This is a genomic window from Deltaproteobacteria bacterium (assembly GCA_018668695.1).
In the GTDB taxonomy this organism is placed as follows: domain Bacteria; phylum Myxococcota; class XYA12-FULL-58-9; order XYA12-FULL-58-9; family JABJBS01; genus JABJBS01.
Window position 1 is genome coordinate 1 of record JABJBS010000337.1, and the last position, 19112, is coordinate 19112.

The following is a 19112-nucleotide window of genomic DNA, read 5'->3' on the forward strand; positions in this document are numbered from 1 at the left end:
CGAGTCTTTCAAAGACAAGGGATACGAAGTTCTCTTCTTCACCGATCCGGTTGATGAAGTTTGGCTAGAGCGCGCACCTGCATACGAAGACCTCAATTTTGCTTCTATCAGCAAGGGTGAAGTCGACCTCGGTACCGAAGAGGAAAAGGAAAAAGCGCGGGAAGACCTTAAGAAGAGCGAAGAAAACTTTAAATCGCTTTTAGAGAAGCTTCAGGCGTTGCTCGACAACGAGGTGAAAGAAGTTCGTTTAACGAACCGAATGACCTCATCTCCTGCATGCTTGGTTGTGGATCAAGATGATATGTCTCCTCAGATGGCTCAGCTCATGAGTGCCATGGGGCAGGGTGTTCCAGCCAGTAAGCGTATTTTGGAAGTTAATCCGAATCATCCCATCCTTGAGAAGCTGCGCGGTAAAGTAGACGCCAATGCTGAAGATCCAGCAATTGGAGAGTATGCACAGCTCCTACATGGACAAGCACTTTTGGCCGAAGGTGGGACGCTCAACGACCCAACAGCCTTCACAAAGCTTGTTTCTAACCTAATGGTCCGTGCGCTTTAAAGCCTGAGTCCACCGGTGGCGTTAGCCTCAAACAATCGATAGCATTACCCTTAAAGGAGATGACTATCGATGATGCAGCTCTTTGCATTGATGCTGGCAACATCCACCATGGGCGTGGTGCTAGACCAGCCAAGTTTAGAGCTTGGTCCACATGTCATCTATTTCGAGGACCAGTCCGGTGAAGTGACCATTGCGCAGTTACGTTCTGGTCAGTTCGATGCGAAATTTCAGAAGCACAAACGAGATGTTCCTAATTTTGGGATCTCCGACTCAGCTTATTGGTTTAAAGTTGAAGTCACCAATGCGCTCGACGAGAGTAATTTGGTATTTTCAAACCGCTACGGCCTGATTGATAATTTTCGAATTTACCTGGATAGAGAAGGTTACCCAAGCAGCCCTCGGTACGGCGGGGATCATATTCCGTTCACCAATAAGCATAGACCCCATAAAAGCATTCATTTCCCGATTGTCTTGGAAAAGGGGGAGAGAGCAACGTTTTGGATCCGAGCTCAAACCCATGGCTCGATGCAAATGCCTCTGTTCCTCGAGGTTGAGTCCGCTTTTGATACTTATGCTTTAGAAGATACTGCGCTCTGGGCATGTTTTTACGGCATCATGCTGGCGATGTTTTTTTACCACTTCTTAATTTTTATCAGCCTGCGAGATATTCAATACTTGCTTTGTAGTATTTTCTTATTGCTGATTCTTTTGACCAACTCAGCGTTGAATGGGGATACGCTGCGCTATTTGTTTCCAGAGAATCCCTATCTCGGAAACATGACCATCCCTCCGCTTTTAGCCTATTGCAACGGGTGCGTGTTTATTTTTGGATTGAACTTTCTCGAAATCAAATCTTGGAGCGCTTTTTGGCATAAGGTTTTTAAGTTGCTCTTTATTGGCTACGTCGTCATTGGAACCGCCAGCTTCTTTTTGCACTATAATCAGGCAGTCCGGCTGACGATTCCCATTGTGATTGTGAGCCCTGTGATTGTTTTCATCGGCGCGTTTATGCGCTGGCGCTCAGGCTATCGGCCCGCTCGTTTCTTCTTGATGGCCTGGCCCATCTTACTTAGTGCCACGATTTTAGGCGGCCTGCAGAAAAAAGGAATTTTGCCGAGCACATTTCTTATTGATGCTATGCAGATTCTGGGAAGCATTGCGGGGGCCACATTGGTTGCTTTTGCTTTGGCAGATAAAATTCAAATCTTACAAGGTGAGCGCAATGCAGCTGCGCGGGCACTTCGAAGCAGCCACGAGCAGCTGGCCTTGGCTCTTGACGAGGCTCACGAAGCCAATATGGTGAAAAGTCACTTTTTGGCAAACATGTCTCATGAGGTTCGAACACCGTTAAACGCGCTTCTCAATTTGCCACCCTTGGTACTGCAAGCAATCTCTTGTGATTACCTATGGGAATGCAAAGCGTGCAGTATTCAGTTTCAAGATGATTTACTAACGACTATGGACGACCCTCGTGTGGCTCACTGTCCTGATTGTGAAGACCAGATGTATGTGGTTGCGTTTCAGCCACTTGAAGTCAGTATGTCCGAGCAACGGGTCATGCTGAATCGAGTCCAAGATTCGGCTCACGAACTCAACAATATTTTATCGGGTGTACTGGATTACGCTCAGATTGAAGCGGGTTTTCTTAAGTTGGCTACCGAACGCGTCAGCGCTCAGGACCTTGTGCATGACGCATCTGTCTTGGTGACAGAGAGGCACAAAAGCTGCATCAAGCCTCATTTTAGGGGGCAAGCCACGGAGCCGGTGTGGTTGGCTTGTGATGAGAACTACATTTTAAATGTTTTGCTTCATCTTTTTGATAACGCTTATAAATTCTCACCGGATGGTAGCAAAGTTTCTATAGACTTAAGTCCGGAGGTCACAGACGCGGGGATGGCACGGTTTACCATTACCGATGAAGGACCAGGGATCTCGAAAGAAGCCCTCGAGGTTGTGTTTCAGGGATTTCGGCAAGTTGATATGGGTCATACTCGAAGCCATCGGGGCTCGGGCCTTGGTCTCGCTATATGCAAAGGTATTGTTGAGGAGCATGGCGGGAATATTTGGATCGAGAATCGAAACCAGGGCGGAACCTCCGTTTCGTTTACGGTTCCTGTTCACAGCTAGAATCTAAAATCGTTGATTCAGATTGGCGATCTCTGCGGTGGTTTGTATCCACAGATCTGGATTGCAGGCATTTAGCTTGTCTTTATCAAAAACTGTCCAGCTAACAGCCACAGTGAAACACGATGCTGCTCGGCCCGCTTTAAGATCATGGGTTGAGTCGCCAACAAAAACGGCCTCGCTGGCTTTAACTCCGAGATTTCCCAAAGCTTTAAAAACGGGTTCGGGGTTTGGTTTATGAATGTCTGTGCTGTCGATGGTCATGATTGTGTCAAAGTAGGATTCGATTTTGCAATGCTTAAGTGCCCGCATTGCCCCAACATCGTTTTTACTGGTGACGATGCCCATTTTTTGCCCCGATGCTTTGAGCGTAGCCAAGGCGGTATCGACGCCTGCAAATAGCTTCACGTGAGCATTGTGATTCTTGATATAGTAGGCGGCGAAGTACTCCCGCATTGCATCACACTCTACGGGGTCACTGCTAAACGTACTTAATTGCTCTTTAAGGGGCGTTCCGATCCCAGCGATTAGCTCGGAGTCGGGTGGTGATTTACCTAAAAAATGTAAAGCGGTCTCACGAAATGATGCCACTATAAGCTCCATTGAGTCGACAAGAGTGCCATCAAGGTCAAAAAGACAGGCTTTTATAGTCATGAGCATTCCTCGCTACGTCTAATTTTTGGCGCGTGCATCAGATTTGTAAATTGGTGTTAGCAGTTGCCCTCGACGTAGACAACGGGGGAGTAATCGCTGTAGGTAGATTTCTATGAATCAAGCACAACGAATCACTCAGGCTTTATTGAAACCACGCCAAATCGACATAGAGCTTTTGGGACGTGAACTCGATGCGATGACCCACGTTGAACGCGTTGGAGCCGTCCACGCCATGACAGGGCGACAGCAGGCTCGTTTATGGGAAGCATCCATCGGCCGAGTCAGCCGCTTAACGGATATTGTCCCGGACCACATTCCGCGCGATACGGAAGTGGTGCACGAGGGCAAGAATTCATTACCGCTTTTCACTCACTTTCAAAAACGCTTTATTAGGCCCACCGAGGATGATTCGGTTCTTTACGGTTACAATGAAGGCCTCACACGGCACTTGATTGGACCTGGTTATTTCGTTGCTGAATATTTTGAGCCACGCGGTGAGGTCGGTGTGAATTATTATAAAGTGCCTCCCGTTGAATCGAGGCTTGCTCGGGGATGGCCAAAGATTAAGCGTAACGAAGATGGAATCCAGCAGCTGGTTTACAGCAAGATGATTGATTACCTAAGAAAGGTTTCCAATCACGTCACCATTGGTTGTGCTTACAAGCACGGCCAGAAGACTCCAAACTACTTCTTACTTGCTCGTACCGACTGAGCCGACTTCAGGCTGAGCTCGGATTACGATTACAAACCAAGCTAAATCCAGTAGCCCTATAGAGAGTCCGTAAGCAGGTCCCAGGGCCCACCCTAAGAATCCCGTCATTGCCGCGAGTCGAAACAGCTCCCAGAGCTTCCAGCTGGGCCGGTTAGACAACCAACTTCCCCAGGCCGTAAAGCCAAAAATGAAGATAGAACCTGCAAGCGTTTTGAAGACGAGTAGCTCGGGATCTTTCCAGTTGAGCCATGCAGTCAGGGCCAGTGAGGCTGAACTGAAGTGAACCAATACGTAGAGCATTTGTTGAAGGGTAGTGCTGCTTGAGTATTTTTCGCGCTCTGAGACGCCTTCCAGTAAACCCTCATAACCCGTACTCGCTTTGGGGTACCATTCGGGTGGGGCGAAGAAAGCATAGAGCTTCTCTTGGATATTTGAAGCTTTGTTAAAGAGCTTCCCAATGGTCAGCCACCCGTCTAAATTGGCGCGTAAGGGGTCGAAGCTTGCGAGAGGTTTTACCGTGCCGTAGGGAGGCTCGGTTTCTTCCGCGGTAAACGTTCCAAACATTCGATCCCAGACAATGAAGATTCCACCGTAGTTTGTATCCAGGGACCGCTCGTCGCAACCATGGTGGACGCGGTGATTGGACGGGGTGACGAGAAAGAGCTCCAACACTCCCACTGTTTTAACGAGCCGAGTATGTACCCAAAACTGGTAAAGAAGATTGATGAGCTTGGCAGAGAGAACCATCACGGGCGTAAAACCGATCAAGACCAAAGGAATGTAGAAAACCCAACCAATAAAACCGCCGAACCAGCTTTGTCGTAAAGCGACGGAGAGATTGTACTCCTCGCTTTGGTGATGAACGATATGGCACGCCCAAAATATTTGAACCCGGTGAGAGGCGCGGTGAAACCAATAGTAACCAAGGTCTACCAATAGAACACAAACCACCCATTCCCAGAGTGCATTGGTGGACCACTTAAACGGTGTGATATTTTCGAAAGTCCAAACATAGAGAGCGAGGGTCGTTATCGCTGAAATTGCACCGATGATTTGAGAGCCCGCACCGCAGAATAAATTCGAGAGAGTGTCACTGAGCTTGAATAGTCCGAGTCCGCGTTTGTGAGAGATAAACCATTCGATGGCAATCATCACAAAGAAAACTGGAATGGCTACGGATATAACGTTCATACCCCGTAAGTGTAGGGGATAGAATTCGCTTGAGCTATGAATCGACGGTTTTTTTTCGTGGGGATAAAAAAAACGGGATCCTAAGACCCCGTTTTCTTTTTGCTATAGTTCAAACGCTTGGAAGCGCTACCGCTTAGTAACGGTAGTGACCAGGCTTGTATGGCCCAGTTACTTCAACGCCGATGTAATCTGCCTGCTCCTTGGAGAGCTCGGTGAGGTTAACACCAAACTTTTCAAGGTGGAGACGAGCTACTTTTTCGTCCAAGTGTTTTGGAAGCGTAATAACGCTCTTGCCGTAATCTTCAGCGCGCTCGTGAAGCTCAATTTGTGCAATCACTTGGTTTGTAAATGAGTTACTCATTACAAAGCTTGGGTGACCGGTTGCACAACCGAGGTTTACCAAACGGCCTTCGGCGAGAACGATGATGCTCTTGCCCGTTGCTTTGAACTTCCACTCATGAACCTGAGGCTTAATCTCAATCTTTTCGACGTCGCCTTTTTCAGCCATGGCTTCAAGACCTGCCATATCGATTTCGTTGTCGAAGTGACCGATGTTGCAAACGATGGCTTTGTCTTTCATGCGCATCATGTGGTCGGCAGTGATGATGTCTTTGTTGCCCGTTGCCGTGCAGTAGATATCAAAACCTTTTTCGATTGCGTCTTCCATAGTGATGACGTCGATACCGTCCATACAAGCCTGAAGTGCGCAGATAGGATCAATTTCAGTAACTGAAACTTTTGCTGCCTGAGCATTCAAAGAAGCTGCACTGCCTTTGCCTACGTCTCCGTAGCCGCAAACCAATGAACGCTTACCAGAGATAAGTACATCGGTAGCACGCATGATAGCGTCCACAAGTGAGTGACGGCATCCGTAAACGTTGTCAAACTTGCTCTTAGTTACAGAGTCGTTCACGTTAATCGCTGGAAAGAGGAGGGTTCCATCTTTCTGCATTTCGTAGAGGCGGTGAACACCCGTTGTGGTTTCTTCAGAAACACCGCGGATAGATTCAGCGAATGGCTTCCAGAAGGCACCGTCGATGGCTTGAAGTTCGTTGAGAAGATGCAAGATAACCTGCTCTTCCTTGTTGTCGGTGCTCTCAGGGCTTGGCACTTTACCTTCGTTGTTAAACTGAAAGCCTTTGTGAACAAGCAATGTAGCATCGCCGCCGTCATCGAGGATGAGGTTGGGCACGCCGCCGTCAGGGAACCGAAGTGCCTGAAGGGTACACCACCAGTATTCTTCCAGTGTTTCGCCTTTCCAAGCGTAAATTGGAATACCTGCTGGTTTGTCGATCGTTCCGTTAGGGCCAATTGCAACAGCAGCAGCAGCATGGTCCTGAGTTGAGAAGATGTTACAAGAAACCCAGCGAACGTCTGCGCCGAGTTCAACCAGTGTTTCCATCAAAACAGCGGTTTGAATGGTCATGTGCAATGAGCCCATGATCCGCGCGCCTTTAAGTGGATTCTTTCCAGCATACTCTTCGCGAAGCGCCATAAGACCAGGCATTTCGTATTCTGCCAATTCGATTTCCTTGCGGCCAAATGCAACAGTCGCTTCGGAAAGGTCTTTTACTTTGAAAGGGTAGTCTGAAAATAGTACCTCGCCGGTACTGAGAAATTTTTTGCTGGTTTCCATTGCAACAGCCTGTGTCATGAAGTTCTCCTGAGCTTGTTTAACTCATCGGTGGTGGATAAGTGGACCGACCAATTACCCCGGGCGCTCCCTACAAAAGAGCGATTTTGTTACTGATTTGCCGCGTAATCCCGCCGCTTCCCTAGAAGCACAATGTGCGATCTGGGCACTTCTTTTCAAGGTATTAACTGCAAAAATCAATCATTTTGGGTGATATTCATGCATTTCTTGGGGGTTTTCGTAGTTATCGCGCTCGTCTTCCCCTGTGCGGATCGTCAGACACTTAAAATCCTTCTCAATCAACACTTTTAGAGTTTCGCCTGAGAAGTCCAAAGTTGTCTCAATAGAGACCCGATCGGTCTCGTTGAGCTCAGTGGCAAGTGCTTCTTGAATACTTAGCTCAAGGGAACCGTTCCCCCACTGAACGCGAACCTCATCGGTGCCGCGGTGCGTGGCCAGGGCATAGATGAGAACGTCGGTTGTGGCAGGACCCAAGCGTGTTGTTTCCTGTACACGTTTAGTTTGTGCCAATGCGGCGACTTCCTTTTTCTCTAATCTTAAGCGAATGCTGTTGGAGCGGATGCGCAGTTTCATAAGCTGTCCTCTGACGGGGTGACGATTCTCTGGGGGTGGGTGTAAATATTAAACCGGCCATCTTTAAGAAAGCCAACCAACGTGATCCCGGCTCGGTGCGCCAATGCAATTGAGAGGCTGGTCGGAGCGCCTAAAGCTACGACCATCGAGAGTCCAGCCACATGAGCCTTTTGCAGCAATTCAAAACCGGCCCGGCCGCTCAGTAGCAGGGTGAGATCACGAAGTGGCAGATCGTCATGAAGCAACGCCTTGCCAATGATTTTGTCTAGAGCGTTATGACGACCCACATCTTCTTGTACGTCAATGCAATCCCCGGCCGTGTTGAACAAGGCTGCGGCATGCATTGCGCCGGTTCGATTAAAACTAAGCTGCGCTGCGGCCAGCTTCTTTGGAAAGTCAAAAAGCTGATTGTACTGGAGCCGCGGGCCTTCTTGATTCTCCAGGCTTGGTGCATGGACTTCAATACTTTCAAGTGTCGACCTACTGCACATCCCGCAACTTGAGTTTGTGTAAATGTTGCGCTCCAGCTTTTTAGGGTCGAGCTTATAGCCGGCGGCGATCCGAACTTGCGCTCTTGAAACATCATTGCCCAGCTCTTCGGTTGTGATCTCTTCGATCGCCAGGCCCGTCGTGATGATGCCCTCTGTGAGTAAAAAGCCAGCACATAAAAACTTGTCGTCTCCAGGTGTCCGCATGGTAACCGCGATGCTTTTGGTTTCAAGCTCTTCACCATGACGCAAACGAAGACTCATAGACAACGGTGCTTCGACGACTACTTCATCGGCAGTGGCTTCGGCTTTTTCGTTAAGGACGCGGGTGATTGGCGTGATGCGTTGCTTTTTATTCATGTGAGATTAGCCCTAGGCCTTATCTTTAAACGCTTCAAGGCTTTCTCGGGTATTAAATGAAGGCTCAGTTGGCCAGTTGGGGGGCAGTGGTAAAATAACGCTATTGATTTTCGGGAAAAGATGGTGCGGCGCTAACTTTTGCTCGTGAATATGTTCTTCAACCAGAGGCAGTATTCGGCGGTGATAGAGCGTAAAAAGAGGCTCAAAGCGCTCTCCGCGAAAAACCACAGCATCACTCTCGGGTGTTGCATGTTGAGTCAAGCTTTGGAGCCATGCAGGCCCCACATAACCTAGATCACAAGGACAGATAAAAGCCCATGGTTCGTTTCCTTGATGCCTTAATGCGGCGTCGATCCCGCCTAAAGGACCCAGAGCAGGCAAACGGTCTGCGATGACCGAATCGCTAAAGCCTTTGTATCGGCTAAGGCTCTCGGCAACGTACGTAATACTGCGGCATTGAGGCCTTATCAGCCCGGCTGTTCGTTCTAACAGAGTTTGCCCATCGAGCATGGCCAAGGCTTTATCGCCTTCACCAAACCTAAGACTCTTTCCGCCAGCCAAGATATAAGCATCTGGTTGCATGGCAGAGCCTAGCCCAAAGCCTCAGACAAGATCAAAAACGGGAGAGTCGAAAGAGACATCAGTGAAAAGTCTTGTAGGCGAGATGTCGGCTCACAGGTGCCACCTTTGAGCACCATTGTTTCCAGAGGTGCCGGTAGGCTGTTTCTAAATTTTGAACAAACCATGAGGCCTGGAATGTGGGGCGTTGGCGTAGGTTGCCTCGAAGAGACATTCTTAACTTTGCCAATTCTTCCAAATCCTCGGAGAGTCTAAAAGCGGCCTGAACATAGGATTCAGAGTCAGTGGTGACGAGTCGTTTGAGACCCGCGGTGGTGGGATAAACAACCGAGACGCGACTCGAAAAGGTTTCTCCATGAAGCAAGACAACAGGAACCCCATGCCACATGGCTTCAGCCGTAAAGAGATCATCAGAGTTAGGGAATGGGTCTAGGCCTATGTCGATTTTCGAGTAGAGATTGAGCATGTCGAGGTGTGGCAAAGTGCCCACCAGCTCTACCCGGTTTTCAGGCAGTCCCATTTTGGAAAACGTCGAAAGAAGCCTCGCTTTTGTTGGAACTTCCTCTAGGCCAGGAGCTTGAATCATGAGCCGAGCACCAGGGGTTCCGCAAACGATTCGCGTCCAAGCCTTTAGGCTGTTTTCACTTAAGCGCGAGAGTTCGCCGCAGTATCCGTAGGTGATTTGCTCTTGCTCCAATGCAGGCAATGCACTCACCTCCGGGCTCCAGTGTTGAGGAGAGTAAAACCAATTACCATGAGGCATGCGTACGAGTTCTTCGGGGCCCTGGGGTTGCTCGCTTACAGGGTGTCTGAAGCGGTCGGTAATAACATAGTCTACGGTGGCAAGACCGGTGGTTCCTGAGAGGCCACCGAAGCTAAGCTGAAGCGGAGCTGGTTGAAACGCGAAGATGCCCATATGTGATGATGGGCCATGCCCTGAGAGATCTACGAGAATATCAATTTGATCTGTGACCACCATTTGAGCAATCACGAGATTGCTTTTTTGAGCGGTTTGTCGTGTTTCAAAAAATGGGTCGAACTCAAGTGGCTGCTCTCCGTAATAGTAAACCTCCACTTCGCCAGGCTCATGATGAGACAACATACTTTCGATTGAAAAACGACGGGTTGGCCGCTCCTCGGGAGAGCACAGATAGCCCACCTTAAGTTGGCGTCCGGGCAACCGGCTGTTGGGGTAAAGTCGCGTGATCGAGGCGGATGTTGAACGCTGGCTTTGAGCCCAGCGCATCGTTGCGTCACTGAGCGCCTTCGGCGGCGCATCAGGCATTTTGCAATAGAGCCGAATCAGTCTGGAGTGTACGTCTGGATCGTCCGGAGACATCTCAAGAGCTCGTTTGTACTGCCGAAGAGCATGACCATGGCGGCCAAGCTTCTCGTATACCTCAGCCACTTCGATCATAGCTTCTTGGTTCGCAGGATCGCTGGTTAGGCTCGTGCGGTAGTGACTGGCTGCTCGTTCAAGTTGGTGGTGACTTGCAAAAAAACGACCCATGGTTTGGTGGATAAATGAAGAGTCAGGGGCCAGCTCTAACCCGGTTATCAAATGGGCCATGGCCTCGTGAGGGCGGTGCATGAGGCGGTAGATATCGCCAAGTTCTGCGTGAATCAGAGCGCTCTGGCTATTTTGGAGAAGCGCGGCCTGTAGCATTTTTAGAGCTTCATCGAAGACTTCCATAGCTTTGAGCACTTTGCCAAGCATACAAAGAATTCGAGCGTTGCTGGGGTTAATCTCCAGAGCCTGGCGGTACATGGTCTCCGCCAGAGGGAAATTCCCCGCCTGATAAAAGTTTCCCGCGGCACTCATGATTTGGTGAATCTGCTGATCTTGGTACCCTCTGTGGTCGAGATACCAGAGCTGATCTTCATCGTTTGAAGCCGAAAAATCTTCGCTGCTCTCATAGAGCGATGCGAGTGAATCAAATTTGTCATGTGCCACGCCGTCCACCTCCAAACTAATGGAAAGCATGATCCATGCCAGCCCAGACGTAATTCTAATGAGAATTATGGGTGCGAAAAGGTTCAATTATTGCAAATGGTTAAGGATGCCGCGATGATATCAGTGAGAAGCGCTCTGGCAATCCGGATGAAGTGTTGGCGGGTTCTTGACGATCATCGTCAAAGCTTCGCCCTTTATCTTTTAGAGGAATTGAGATGTCTCAAAGTGATCAATCGCGCCAGTTGGCTATGGAATCCTTTCAAAAAGGAGACTACCAAACGGCTCTCGAGCATTGTGGGCGAAGTCTCCAAGGTTCAGCTGATGACGCGATGACTTGGCAGATTCGAGGGTTATGCGCCCTGCAGCTCGGGGATTTTAAAGTAAGTATCGAAGCTCTGGAAAAGACTCTAAGCCTAAGTGGTGATGACCCGGAAGTTCTTAACAATCTCGGTATTGCTAAACGCAGAGATGGCGACATCGGCGGTGCCATAGAGGCGTACACACAAAGTATTCGTTTGCGGTCAGATCTTGCTCCGGTTCATAACAATCTAGCGGATGCGAGAGTGGCTCAAGGTCAATGGACCGAGGCCATCGCATCCTTTCGAACAGCATTGATGATTCAGCCACAGGATGCTTCTACAAAGTTCAATCTGGCTAACCTGCTGCGTGACATGGGCGAACACGAACAGTCTTTATCCCACTATGAGACACTTGTTCGAGAGTTTCCTGACGATGCTGAAGTGAAATGGAATGCAGCGCTTGCCTATTTGGCAAGTGGCCGTTGGCGGAGAGGTTTTGGATATTACGAGAGCCGTTTCGATTTAAAGCAGATGGACAAGCCCCCTGTCCCCGAGGGTGTTCCTCGTTGGCGAGGAGAAGAGCTTCACGGTAAAAAGATTCTTATAATCAGTGAACAAGGATTTGGAGATCTATTCCAGATGCTTGCTTGTACGGTAAGGCTCAAACAACTTGGAGCCGAGATTACAGTGCAGTGCCACCCTCGTCTTCACCGCTTGATAAAGGCTGCACCGCATGTGGATCAGGTGACCGATGAGGCACAGCACGGGGTCGATGTTGATTTTTACGAGTGGTTAATGAGTTGCCCGGACCAGCTAAACTTGGAATCGGATGATGTGCCGGCCAACGAAAGCTGGTTGGTACTTCCTGAGGGTTCCCGCGCCGGGCCTTGGCGAGATTTATTACCAAAGGGTGACAAGCTGAAAGTTGGTCTTAACTTTCAGGGTTCCCCGGATTTTCCGCACGATAATTTTCGCTCACTCGCATTGAGTCATTTTAAGCCGGTCTGGGAGCGTCAAGATATTAACCTGGTTAGTATTCAGAAAGGTTTTGGAGAAGAGCAGCTTCAAGAGTTACCGGATGAAGCCGTGACGGTGCTGGGCCACCTTCTAGATACTGGAGATGATGCCTTTGTAGAAACGGCTTATTGTCTCAGCGAGCTCGACCTTTTGATTACCTCAGATACAGCAGTAGCCCACCTTGCGGGCGCTTTAGGGTGTGAGGTCTGGGTGGTTTTGTCCACTGTGGTTGATTGGAGATGGGGCACGAAGGGTGGGGCTTGCAGTTGGTATCCGTCCATGCGCCTTTTTCGTCAACGTGAACGTGGTGAGTGGAAGCCCGTGATCATGGATGTCATGCAAGCGCTGAATAAGCTAGTCGGAACCTAGATTCATAAAAATCTCTTCGAATCTTTTTGAGAAGGTATGGTTCTCCAGGATTTTTTCTCGGGCAGCCTGCCCTATTGAATGAGCCTTGTCGGGGTGTTGGAGATAGTACTGAATCTTTTCGGCCAGCTCCTCGGGTGTGCGGTAAACATCGAGGTGAACTCCTGGCTCAAACCATTTAACAATCTCGTCGTTGTACTCAGTGAGTAAGAAACCCTGGCATGCCATCACGTCGAATAGCCGCATGGTCATAATGTCATTTTGATACAGTCTTCCAATATCTATGTTAATGAGGCTGTTGCTGTAAATCAGAGTGAGTTCTTGAGAGTGTCCTGCGGTGCCTCGGTAATTAAGCTCAGTGCTCTCTTGCCAGCCAGTGTCTCCCCAAACTGCAATTTCTTGTGGAGCGAGGCTTTCAAGCCAGTCCATGCGTTTGTGAGCAGCACAGATTTCGGAAACGAGTTTCTCTGGGTCTACGGTTCCAGGAGCTGGCCTTTTGAGCTCTGGTAGAGCCTCCCAAAGTGTGTGATCGAGTGAGTAGGTAGATAGGTCTTCTCGTTGCTTCTTGATGACAGTTGTTAAGATGCCGAGGATTTCATCTGCATGTCGCGGGGTCGCCTCTGGTTTGAGGAAGCTTGGGTACATGTTGACGAATTCTTGGAGAAGCATTCGGCCTTGTTCAAGCATGCTCGCCCCCACAAAACTTACGGAAGTTCGATAGGGTGAAGGTGTGTCGGGTGCTTCTCGTAGCGGGTGGCGTGTCGCAGGGTTGGTGGCGAGGGGTAGAAAACGCACATTGGGATAGCCCGAAGATTTGTAATCCTCAACGTGGGGGCGCCGATAAGTAAAAATGTGGAGGCCGTTGCAGTGCTCTGGGGCTTCTGGAGGCGTGTCTACCGCAGGGTCAATCTCCCAGCAGACCACCGGTGCGTTGGTAAGCTTGCTGACTTCTCCGAGTCCCTTGCGAAAATTCACCGCCATCACGAGATCGGGTTGGTAAATTTCAAGGCATCGTTTGACTTCATCTAGACTAAGCCGATTCGTTGCCCAGGGATAGATGGCATAACCTTGGTGCCGTAGAGTTTGAGCAATATCTTCCACAAAAAGTTCCCCTTCGCAGAGGAGGCATTTTTTGTCTCGGGGATCAGATTTTAAAAAGTCGAGCTGCAGTCGATAAAAATGTTCGAGAATGGGGTGCCCAACAATGGGTAGGGTGGAGAGTTGCTCACGGTGAGTGACAAGGTCGATTCCTAGGTAAGGTTTGAGTTTACCACTGAAGATAGCCACTCGAAGGTCGTAGCGACTGAGCGCCTCTCGCCACAAAGCAGGGTCATCATCCCAGACGTGCCAGATGATTTCGTCAGAGCTATCTTGAATAAGCGTTAAGAGGTGTTCACCAAGTCCAACACCGGCAAGTAAAACTTCAGCCGCGGCGGGGACAGCTTCTCTAAGAACAAAGATAGAGCCCGAGGAAAGGTTAAGTGAATAACTTGAAAGTCCGTGAACGTAACTGACTTGTCCCTCGGCTTGCTTGAGCAGGTGTTTGTCGCTGAATGCTTCGCAGAGTCGTGCCAGGAAGTCAGGGTAGAGGTGGCTGAGCGCACTTAAGTTTCGGTCAAGGTAATCCATTAGCGAAGATTTTCGTCCACATATTGCTTCCATATTGTGCGAGCAAATTGAGTGAAATTTTGTGCGTAAGCTTGACCGTCGCATGCTTTGGAAAGGCGTAACTGCTCTCTCAGGTTTTGTCGTAATTCTTGAAGCTCTTCTAGGTGGGTCGACCAGTAGAATGCCTGTTCTATAAACGTATCGTCGTTTTTCGTGACCCAGTTAGATAGCCCTGCATTGTTGAGATGGGTGATGCTGTGCCGGCTTGCGAAATTGATTCCACCTTGGGTGATAACAGGAACCCCCATCCAAAGTGCCTCGAGGGTGGTTAACCCGCCTGAGTAGGGTGTGGGGTCAAGACCAATATCTATTTGATTGTAGGTGTCGAGCAAATCGAAGTGGTAGGCTCGCCCTAAAAAGGTGATTCGACTTTTTTCAATGCCATAACATCGAAATTGTTCCACCAAATGCTTCTGGATATTTTCTTGGTCCAGACCAACATTTCGTAAGACCAGCCTTGAGTCTGGAAGAGCGCTCAGCGTTTTGGACCAAAGCGCTATGGTCGCATCGCCAATCTTTGCAGGTTTATTGCAAGAACCAAAAGTGATGAATCCGTTGCTTAGAGCTGGTAATTCAGAGACCTCAGGCGCGTGTACCGGCGGAGAATAAACGATGTAGTCGCCAGGCATCCTCCACACTTTTTCAGTATACAAATGGTCCTCATCTGCTGGTGATTGATACTGATCACTGATGATGTAATCCATTCGAGATAAGCCGGTCGTATCCACATAACCGAGCCCCGTGGCTTGCAGTGGAGCGGGCTTACGCGCAAAGAGCGTTAACCGATTCCCCGACGTGTGCCCTGATAAGTCTAGAAGGATATCAATTTTGTCTTTCTGGATCTGAGTGGCAACCTCTGTGTCTGATTGATCTCTAATGTCGTGCCATCCAGCACAAGCTTCTTTAAGCGTTTGGGTCACCTCATCAGACTGGGGCGAATTATGGTAACCGTATACGGTTAAGTCTGGTGGAAGATTTTCAATCAATGGAAGCAAAAAATAACCCACAGGGTGTTGGCAAAGATCTGCAGAAACGAGCCCAATGCGGAGTGGGCGCTCCCTGTCAGATTCTTGGAGCGGGCCCTGCAGCAAGGGTTCAGTCAGTGCTTCGAGGTGATGGGCCCATGTTCGATGAAGTTCAAAACGCTCTTCGCGTGAGATCTTGTCGGTGTATTGATGGAGCATCAGCAGGTTAGACCAGATACCGTGGTCTCCCAGATTGGCATGCGCAATATCAGTGAGCTTATCGATGGCCTCTTCGATGCGGCCAGTATCGTGGAGGACTTTACTAAGGTTTAAAGCGATATGGCGGTGCTCGGGTAAAATACGATGAGCCTTTTCGAGGTACTTTAAGGCCAGTTCGGGCTCTTTGGTATGGTCGTAAGCTTTGCCTAATTCATGGATTAAAAACGCGTCCTCTGGAAAGAGCTTTAGAGCTTCTACCAGATGGGTGATGATCTCATCGAATCGGTGTAAATGAGCCAAGAGTTTGGCCAGGCGCCTGTATGACGTGTTGTGATCTGGTTGTACTTTGAGAATACGTATAGTTTCATCGAGTGCATCTACGTAATTTCCCAGCTTGACGAGTGCTACGGCGTAGTTATTACGAGCTGCTACGGAGTGTGGGTTAAAACGTACCGCCCGAGCGAACTCTGCGGCCGCCAGTGACATCTTGCCCTCTTCTTGGTGGATATTCCCAAGCCCAATGTAGGCACTCTCATATCGAGGGTCGAGATTGAGAACGTCTTGGAAGATTTTGATGGCTTCATCTTTACGGTCTAATTGAGAAAGTAGCTCCGCATGGTTGACGAGGTAACGTAATTCTTTAGGGGCAAGTTTTGCTGCATGAGCAAAATAACCCAGAGCGGTCTCGAGCTCTTTTTGAAGGAGGAAGCAGACACCGGCGATACTGTGAAGCTCGGCAATCTCAGGGTAATGCTCGAGTGCAACCTGAACCAACGGGTAACAAATTTCAGGGGGCTGGGTCTTGAGCACCTCTGTGATCTCTTCAACCGCCACCTTGGCATTTTCCCACTTTAACTTATCCATCTATCTACAATCGCCTGAGTCCCGTAATCCTTAAGAAACACGTAGTACAACTCAGTCGAACACGCAAAAAAGTCGTAAGATTTCAGTGATGTTCAACTTTTAAGCCACCATTGCCGAATCCATGGCTTTGGGGTATTGGCGTCAGAGTGAGATCCCCATCGAAAGAGAACGTTATGCTGTTTGAGCCCACTGAAGACCAAGAAATGCTTGCGGACACCCTCTCGCGGTTTGTAGCCGATGCGGTTGCCCCGAATGCCACGGCTTGGAGCCAGGCTGCAAAAACTCCCATGGACGCCTTACATGGGCTCCGAGACCTGGGCTTGTTGGGACTGGAATTGCCCGAAGCAGCGGGCGGCGCAGGTTTTGGCTCGGTGGAGTGGGTCCAGGCTGTGGAAGCACTCGCAACGGGAGACGCTGGCTTGGCCCTCTCGCTGGTCGTCCATTCGGTCGGTGCAGCAGTGCTTGCCCAGGCCGGTGATGAGCACGCCGCTCTGGTTCAAGACCTCGCCGCAGGGGAGGTGTTTGCCAGTCTTGCGTGGGTAGATGCCCGGGCGACCCCAATTGATATTCGTGAAGATGCAGATGCGTTGGTCCTCAATGGCGTGAAAGAAGCGGTCGCCAATTCAGAGCACGCGAAGTGGATCTTGGTCCGCGCAAAGCGTGGTGAAGAAGAGGGTATGGCCTTGGTTTCTGGTGATGCAAAGGGCCTTTCACTCCAAGCCCAAACTCATGGGCTAGGTCTTCGCTCTACGGGCTTTGCCAATGCGGAATTTACCAATGTTACGATTCCAAAATCAGCCTGGTTCGATGCGGCTCAGTTAAAGCTTGCCCAGGTTCATCTTGATTTAGGTATGGCTGCTTTGGCAGTTGGTCTGGGTGCGGCTTCCTTGGATGCGGGTGCCCGGTACGGCATGGAGCGTAAGCAATTTGGTAAACCGATCGCGATGTTTCAAGCCAATCAGTTTAAGCTTGCGGATATGGTCACGGAAAACGATGGCGCAAGGCTTCTCGTCTTACGAGCGGCACTTTCGCGTAAATCTCGAGAAGTGGGTATGGCACGCGTATTTGCCGCAGATTCTGCCTTCAAAGCCGCCGATCACGCTCTGCAGCTCCATGGCGGTTATGGCTATACCGAAGAATTTCCAGTGGAACGTTTTTATCGGGATGCGCAGTTTACTACCGCATTGTATCGAACCGGTGATATGATTCGGTCAGACATTGCAAGCCAACTGCTGGGAGATGTTTGAGTTTGAAGTACAGATCTTTTTTTGGGGGATGGATTTGCATGGCACTGATGTGGGCTATGCCCAGCTATGCTTCACCCGATGAAGATATGCTCGCCAAGATTTCTCTGGAGAGACCAGAGAGCTTAACCCACGACCAAGCTGAAAATCTTTTGTATAAGCTCACCGATCCTTCGGCTGCGGCTCGAGCTTTTGCGGCCGAGTTTTTGTTGAGCCGAGACAACCCTTATCAAATCTCCGCCGTTTGGATTATGGTTCACGATCCAAGTCCTATCCTGCAACAAGTGGCTTTTGACTATGTTCAAGCGGAATGTAACTCACGTACTCATCTTTGTGAGCCTTTGGTTCGGTTTCTACTTAAAAGCCGAAACCTCGAAACAGTAGAGTGGGCACGCTTTGAACTCTTTCAGTTTACACCGGAAAAAGAACTTAAAAATGCCCCAAGTGGCTTTGTTTTAGACTTACTTTCTCAATTAAGTGGCGAAGTTGACGGGAATCGAAGCGATCGTCGCCGAATTTTACTGGAAAGACTCAACCAGCACGTCGATTTGGAAGTACGAGAGACCGCTCAGCGGGCGCTCAATTACCTCGAGCCCTGATTGAACTTTGGGGCGATGCGTCAAAAAGAGGGCTTTTACCCTTGACCAATTGCGCAAAATAGACCGATTTTCATGTTCTAAAATCTTAACGCCCTGGCCCGGGTCGTGATACGTCATCTTCCAGCAATTTTTTGATGGCATGAGTCGTCTAAGAGCAAACCACCTTGAAGGGGTAAATCTTCCATGAATAAGAACCTGTTTTTCGTATTTTTCGTTTCGATGGCATTGGCTGCATGCGGCGGCGGCGACGACACCGCGGACCTTTGCTCCGACAACCCATGCCAAAATGGTGGTACTTGCAGTCTTACAGACGATGGTGGTGCCAGCTGTGATTGCCCAGACGGATTCAGTGGTAGCCTTTGCGATGTGCAAGATGAAACTGGCGGCGGCACCACAGGTGGTAACAACGGTGAATGTGCTCCCGTAACAGATTGCGACGATGGCGGCGTTGATGAGTCGGATATCAGCACGGCACTCGATAGCACCTGCAGCGATGCGGGCGGCAAAACAGTACGCTACCTCACTGGCCTCGTAACCGATGAAACCGGTTGCCCAGTTGGCTGTGCTAAAGCACAAATCTGCATCGAAGTAGCACCTACCGGAGAGTTTCTTTGCCTGCGACCTGAAAGCACGGATTCTTCAGGCCGCTTTGAAGTAGAACTGATTGGCACAAACACATGCATCAGCCGCGGCGCGATGCGTATCTTTCATGCAACAGACTCCATGGCTCCGATGTACCCCCACGTGAATCTCGAAAGCGATACGGCCCACGTTGATTTTGGCGATGCCTTCACTTTGCATTACACCGATGTACCGACGACGCTGCCAACAGCTTCCGACAACGATGCCACTTACACTGTGGAATTTGCCGGCGGCTTAGAACTGGATGTTGTTCCTTCTAAGATGTCTGCGGGTGCCAGCAAGTACGCAAATCTATCCAGTATTTATGTAGCGGGCACGAACGCATCAAGCCTGGTTTTTGCTGAAGATGCCTCTAGCTTTGAAGGCTTCTACGGATTTTCA

General features: G+C 49.6%; 16 protein-coding genes. 7 read left to right on the forward strand and 9 right to left on the reverse strand.

The window, feature by feature from the left end:
* A partial coding sequence (locus HOK28_19225; GenBank protein MBT6435236.1) for a molecular chaperone HtpG occupies positions 1 to 559 on the forward strand: 559 nt, incomplete at its 5' end.
* Between the two features lie 69 nt (positions 560 to 628).
* Positions 629 to 2686, forward strand: a complete 2058-nt coding sequence (locus HOK28_19230; protein ID MBT6435237.1) for a sensor histidine kinase — start codon at positions 629 to 631, stop codon at positions 2684 to 2686.
* Between the two features lie 3 nt (positions 2687 to 2689).
* Here the strand turns inward: HOK28_19230 and HOK28_19235 are convergent, their stop codons facing one another.
* Complete coding sequence (locus HOK28_19235; protein MBT6435238.1) at positions 2690 to 3337, reverse strand: HAD-IA family hydrolase; 648 nt, start codon at positions 3335 to 3337, stop codon at positions 2690 to 2692.
* 112 nt (positions 3338 to 3449) lie between these two features.
* On the opposite strand from HOK28_19235, the gene HOK28_19240 reads away from it, so the two are divergent.
* Positions 3450 to 4049 carry a hypothetical protein gene (locus tag HOK28_19240; GenBank protein MBT6435239.1) on the forward strand — a complete coding sequence of 200 codons (600 nt, stop codon included), beginning with the start codon at positions 3450 to 3452 and terminating at the stop codon, positions 4047 to 4049.
* On the opposite strand, the gene HOK28_19245 is transcribed toward HOK28_19240, so the two are convergent.
* The 6 genes from HOK28_19245 to HOK28_19270 form a co-directional block, all read right to left on the reverse strand.
* Complete coding sequence (locus HOK28_19245; protein MBT6435240.1) at positions 4029 to 5240, reverse strand: sterol desaturase family protein; 1212 nt, start codon at positions 5238 to 5240, stop codon at positions 4029 to 4031. The two genes, HOK28_19240 and HOK28_19245, sit on opposite strands and share 21 nt — an antisense overlap.
* Before the next feature lie 133 nt (positions 5241 to 5373).
* A complete protein-coding gene (locus tag HOK28_19250; GenBank protein MBT6435241.1) occupies positions 5374 to 6894 on the reverse strand; it encodes an adenosylhomocysteinase in 1521 nt (506 codons plus the stop codon).
* A 180-nt stretch (positions 6895 to 7074) separates the two neighbouring features.
* Entirely contained in the window at positions 7075 to 7467 is a 393-nt protein-coding gene (locus tag HOK28_19255) for a hypothetical protein (protein ID MBT6435242.1), read from the reverse strand.
* A complete protein-coding gene (gene fdhD / locus HOK28_19260; protein MBT6435243.1) occupies positions 7464 to 8315 on the reverse strand; it encodes a formate dehydrogenase accessory sulfurtransferase FdhD in 852 nt (283 codons plus the stop codon). Before fdhD ends, HOK28_19255 begins: the two co-directional genes overlap by 4 nt.
* A gap of 12 nt (positions 8316 to 8327) precedes the next feature.
* Positions 8328 to 8897, reverse strand: a complete 570-nt coding sequence (locus tag HOK28_19265; protein MBT6435244.1) for a molybdenum cofactor guanylyltransferase — start codon at positions 8895 to 8897, stop codon at positions 8328 to 8330.
* A 58-nt stretch (positions 8898 to 8955) separates the two neighbouring features.
* Positions 8956 to 10848: a tetratricopeptide repeat protein gene (locus tag HOK28_19270; GenBank protein ID MBT6435245.1), complete on the reverse strand. Its 1893-nt coding sequence runs from the start codon at positions 10846 to 10848 to the stop codon at positions 8956 to 8958.
* A gap of 215 nt (positions 10849 to 11063) precedes the next feature.
* Between HOK28_19270 and HOK28_19275 the strand changes: the two genes are divergently transcribed.
* The gene (locus HOK28_19275; protein ID MBT6435246.1) at positions 11064 to 12533 is read left to right on the forward strand and encodes a glycosyltransferase family protein; all 1470 of its coding nucleotides are present in this window, start codon (positions 11064 to 11066) and stop codon (positions 12531 to 12533) included.
* Here HOK28_19275 and HOK28_19280 read toward each other — a convergent pair.
* Positions 12519 to 14159, reverse strand: a complete 1641-nt coding sequence (locus HOK28_19280; protein MBT6435247.1) for a glycosyltransferase — start codon at positions 14157 to 14159, stop codon at positions 12519 to 12521. The genes HOK28_19275 and HOK28_19280 overlap by 15 nt on opposite strands.
* Positions 14159 to 16246 carry a tetratricopeptide repeat protein gene (locus HOK28_19285; GenBank protein MBT6435248.1) on the reverse strand — a complete coding sequence of 696 codons (2088 nt, stop codon included), beginning with the start codon at positions 16244 to 16246 and terminating at the stop codon, positions 14159 to 14161. Before HOK28_19285 ends, HOK28_19280 begins: the two co-directional genes overlap by 1 nt.
* Positions 16247 to 16419: 173 nt before the next feature.
* Here HOK28_19285 and HOK28_19290 point away from each other — a divergent pair, with 173 nt between their 5' ends.
* From HOK28_19290 to HOK28_19300, 3 genes are all read left to right on the forward strand, one after another.
* Positions 16420 to 17493: a hypothetical protein gene (locus tag HOK28_19290; GenBank protein MBT6435249.1), complete on the forward strand. Its 1074-nt coding sequence runs from the start codon at positions 16420 to 16422 to the stop codon at positions 17491 to 17493.
* Between the two features lie 38 nt (positions 17494 to 17531).
* The gene (locus HOK28_19295; GenBank protein ID MBT6435250.1) at positions 17532 to 18089 is read left to right on the forward strand and encodes a hypothetical protein; all 558 of its coding nucleotides are present in this window, start codon (positions 17532 to 17534) and stop codon (positions 18087 to 18089) included.
* A 183-nt stretch (positions 18090 to 18272) separates the two neighbouring features.
* Positions 18273 to 19112 (forward strand): hypothetical protein (locus HOK28_19300; GenBank protein ID MBT6435251.1); only part of this gene is annotated, 840 nt, incomplete at its 3' end.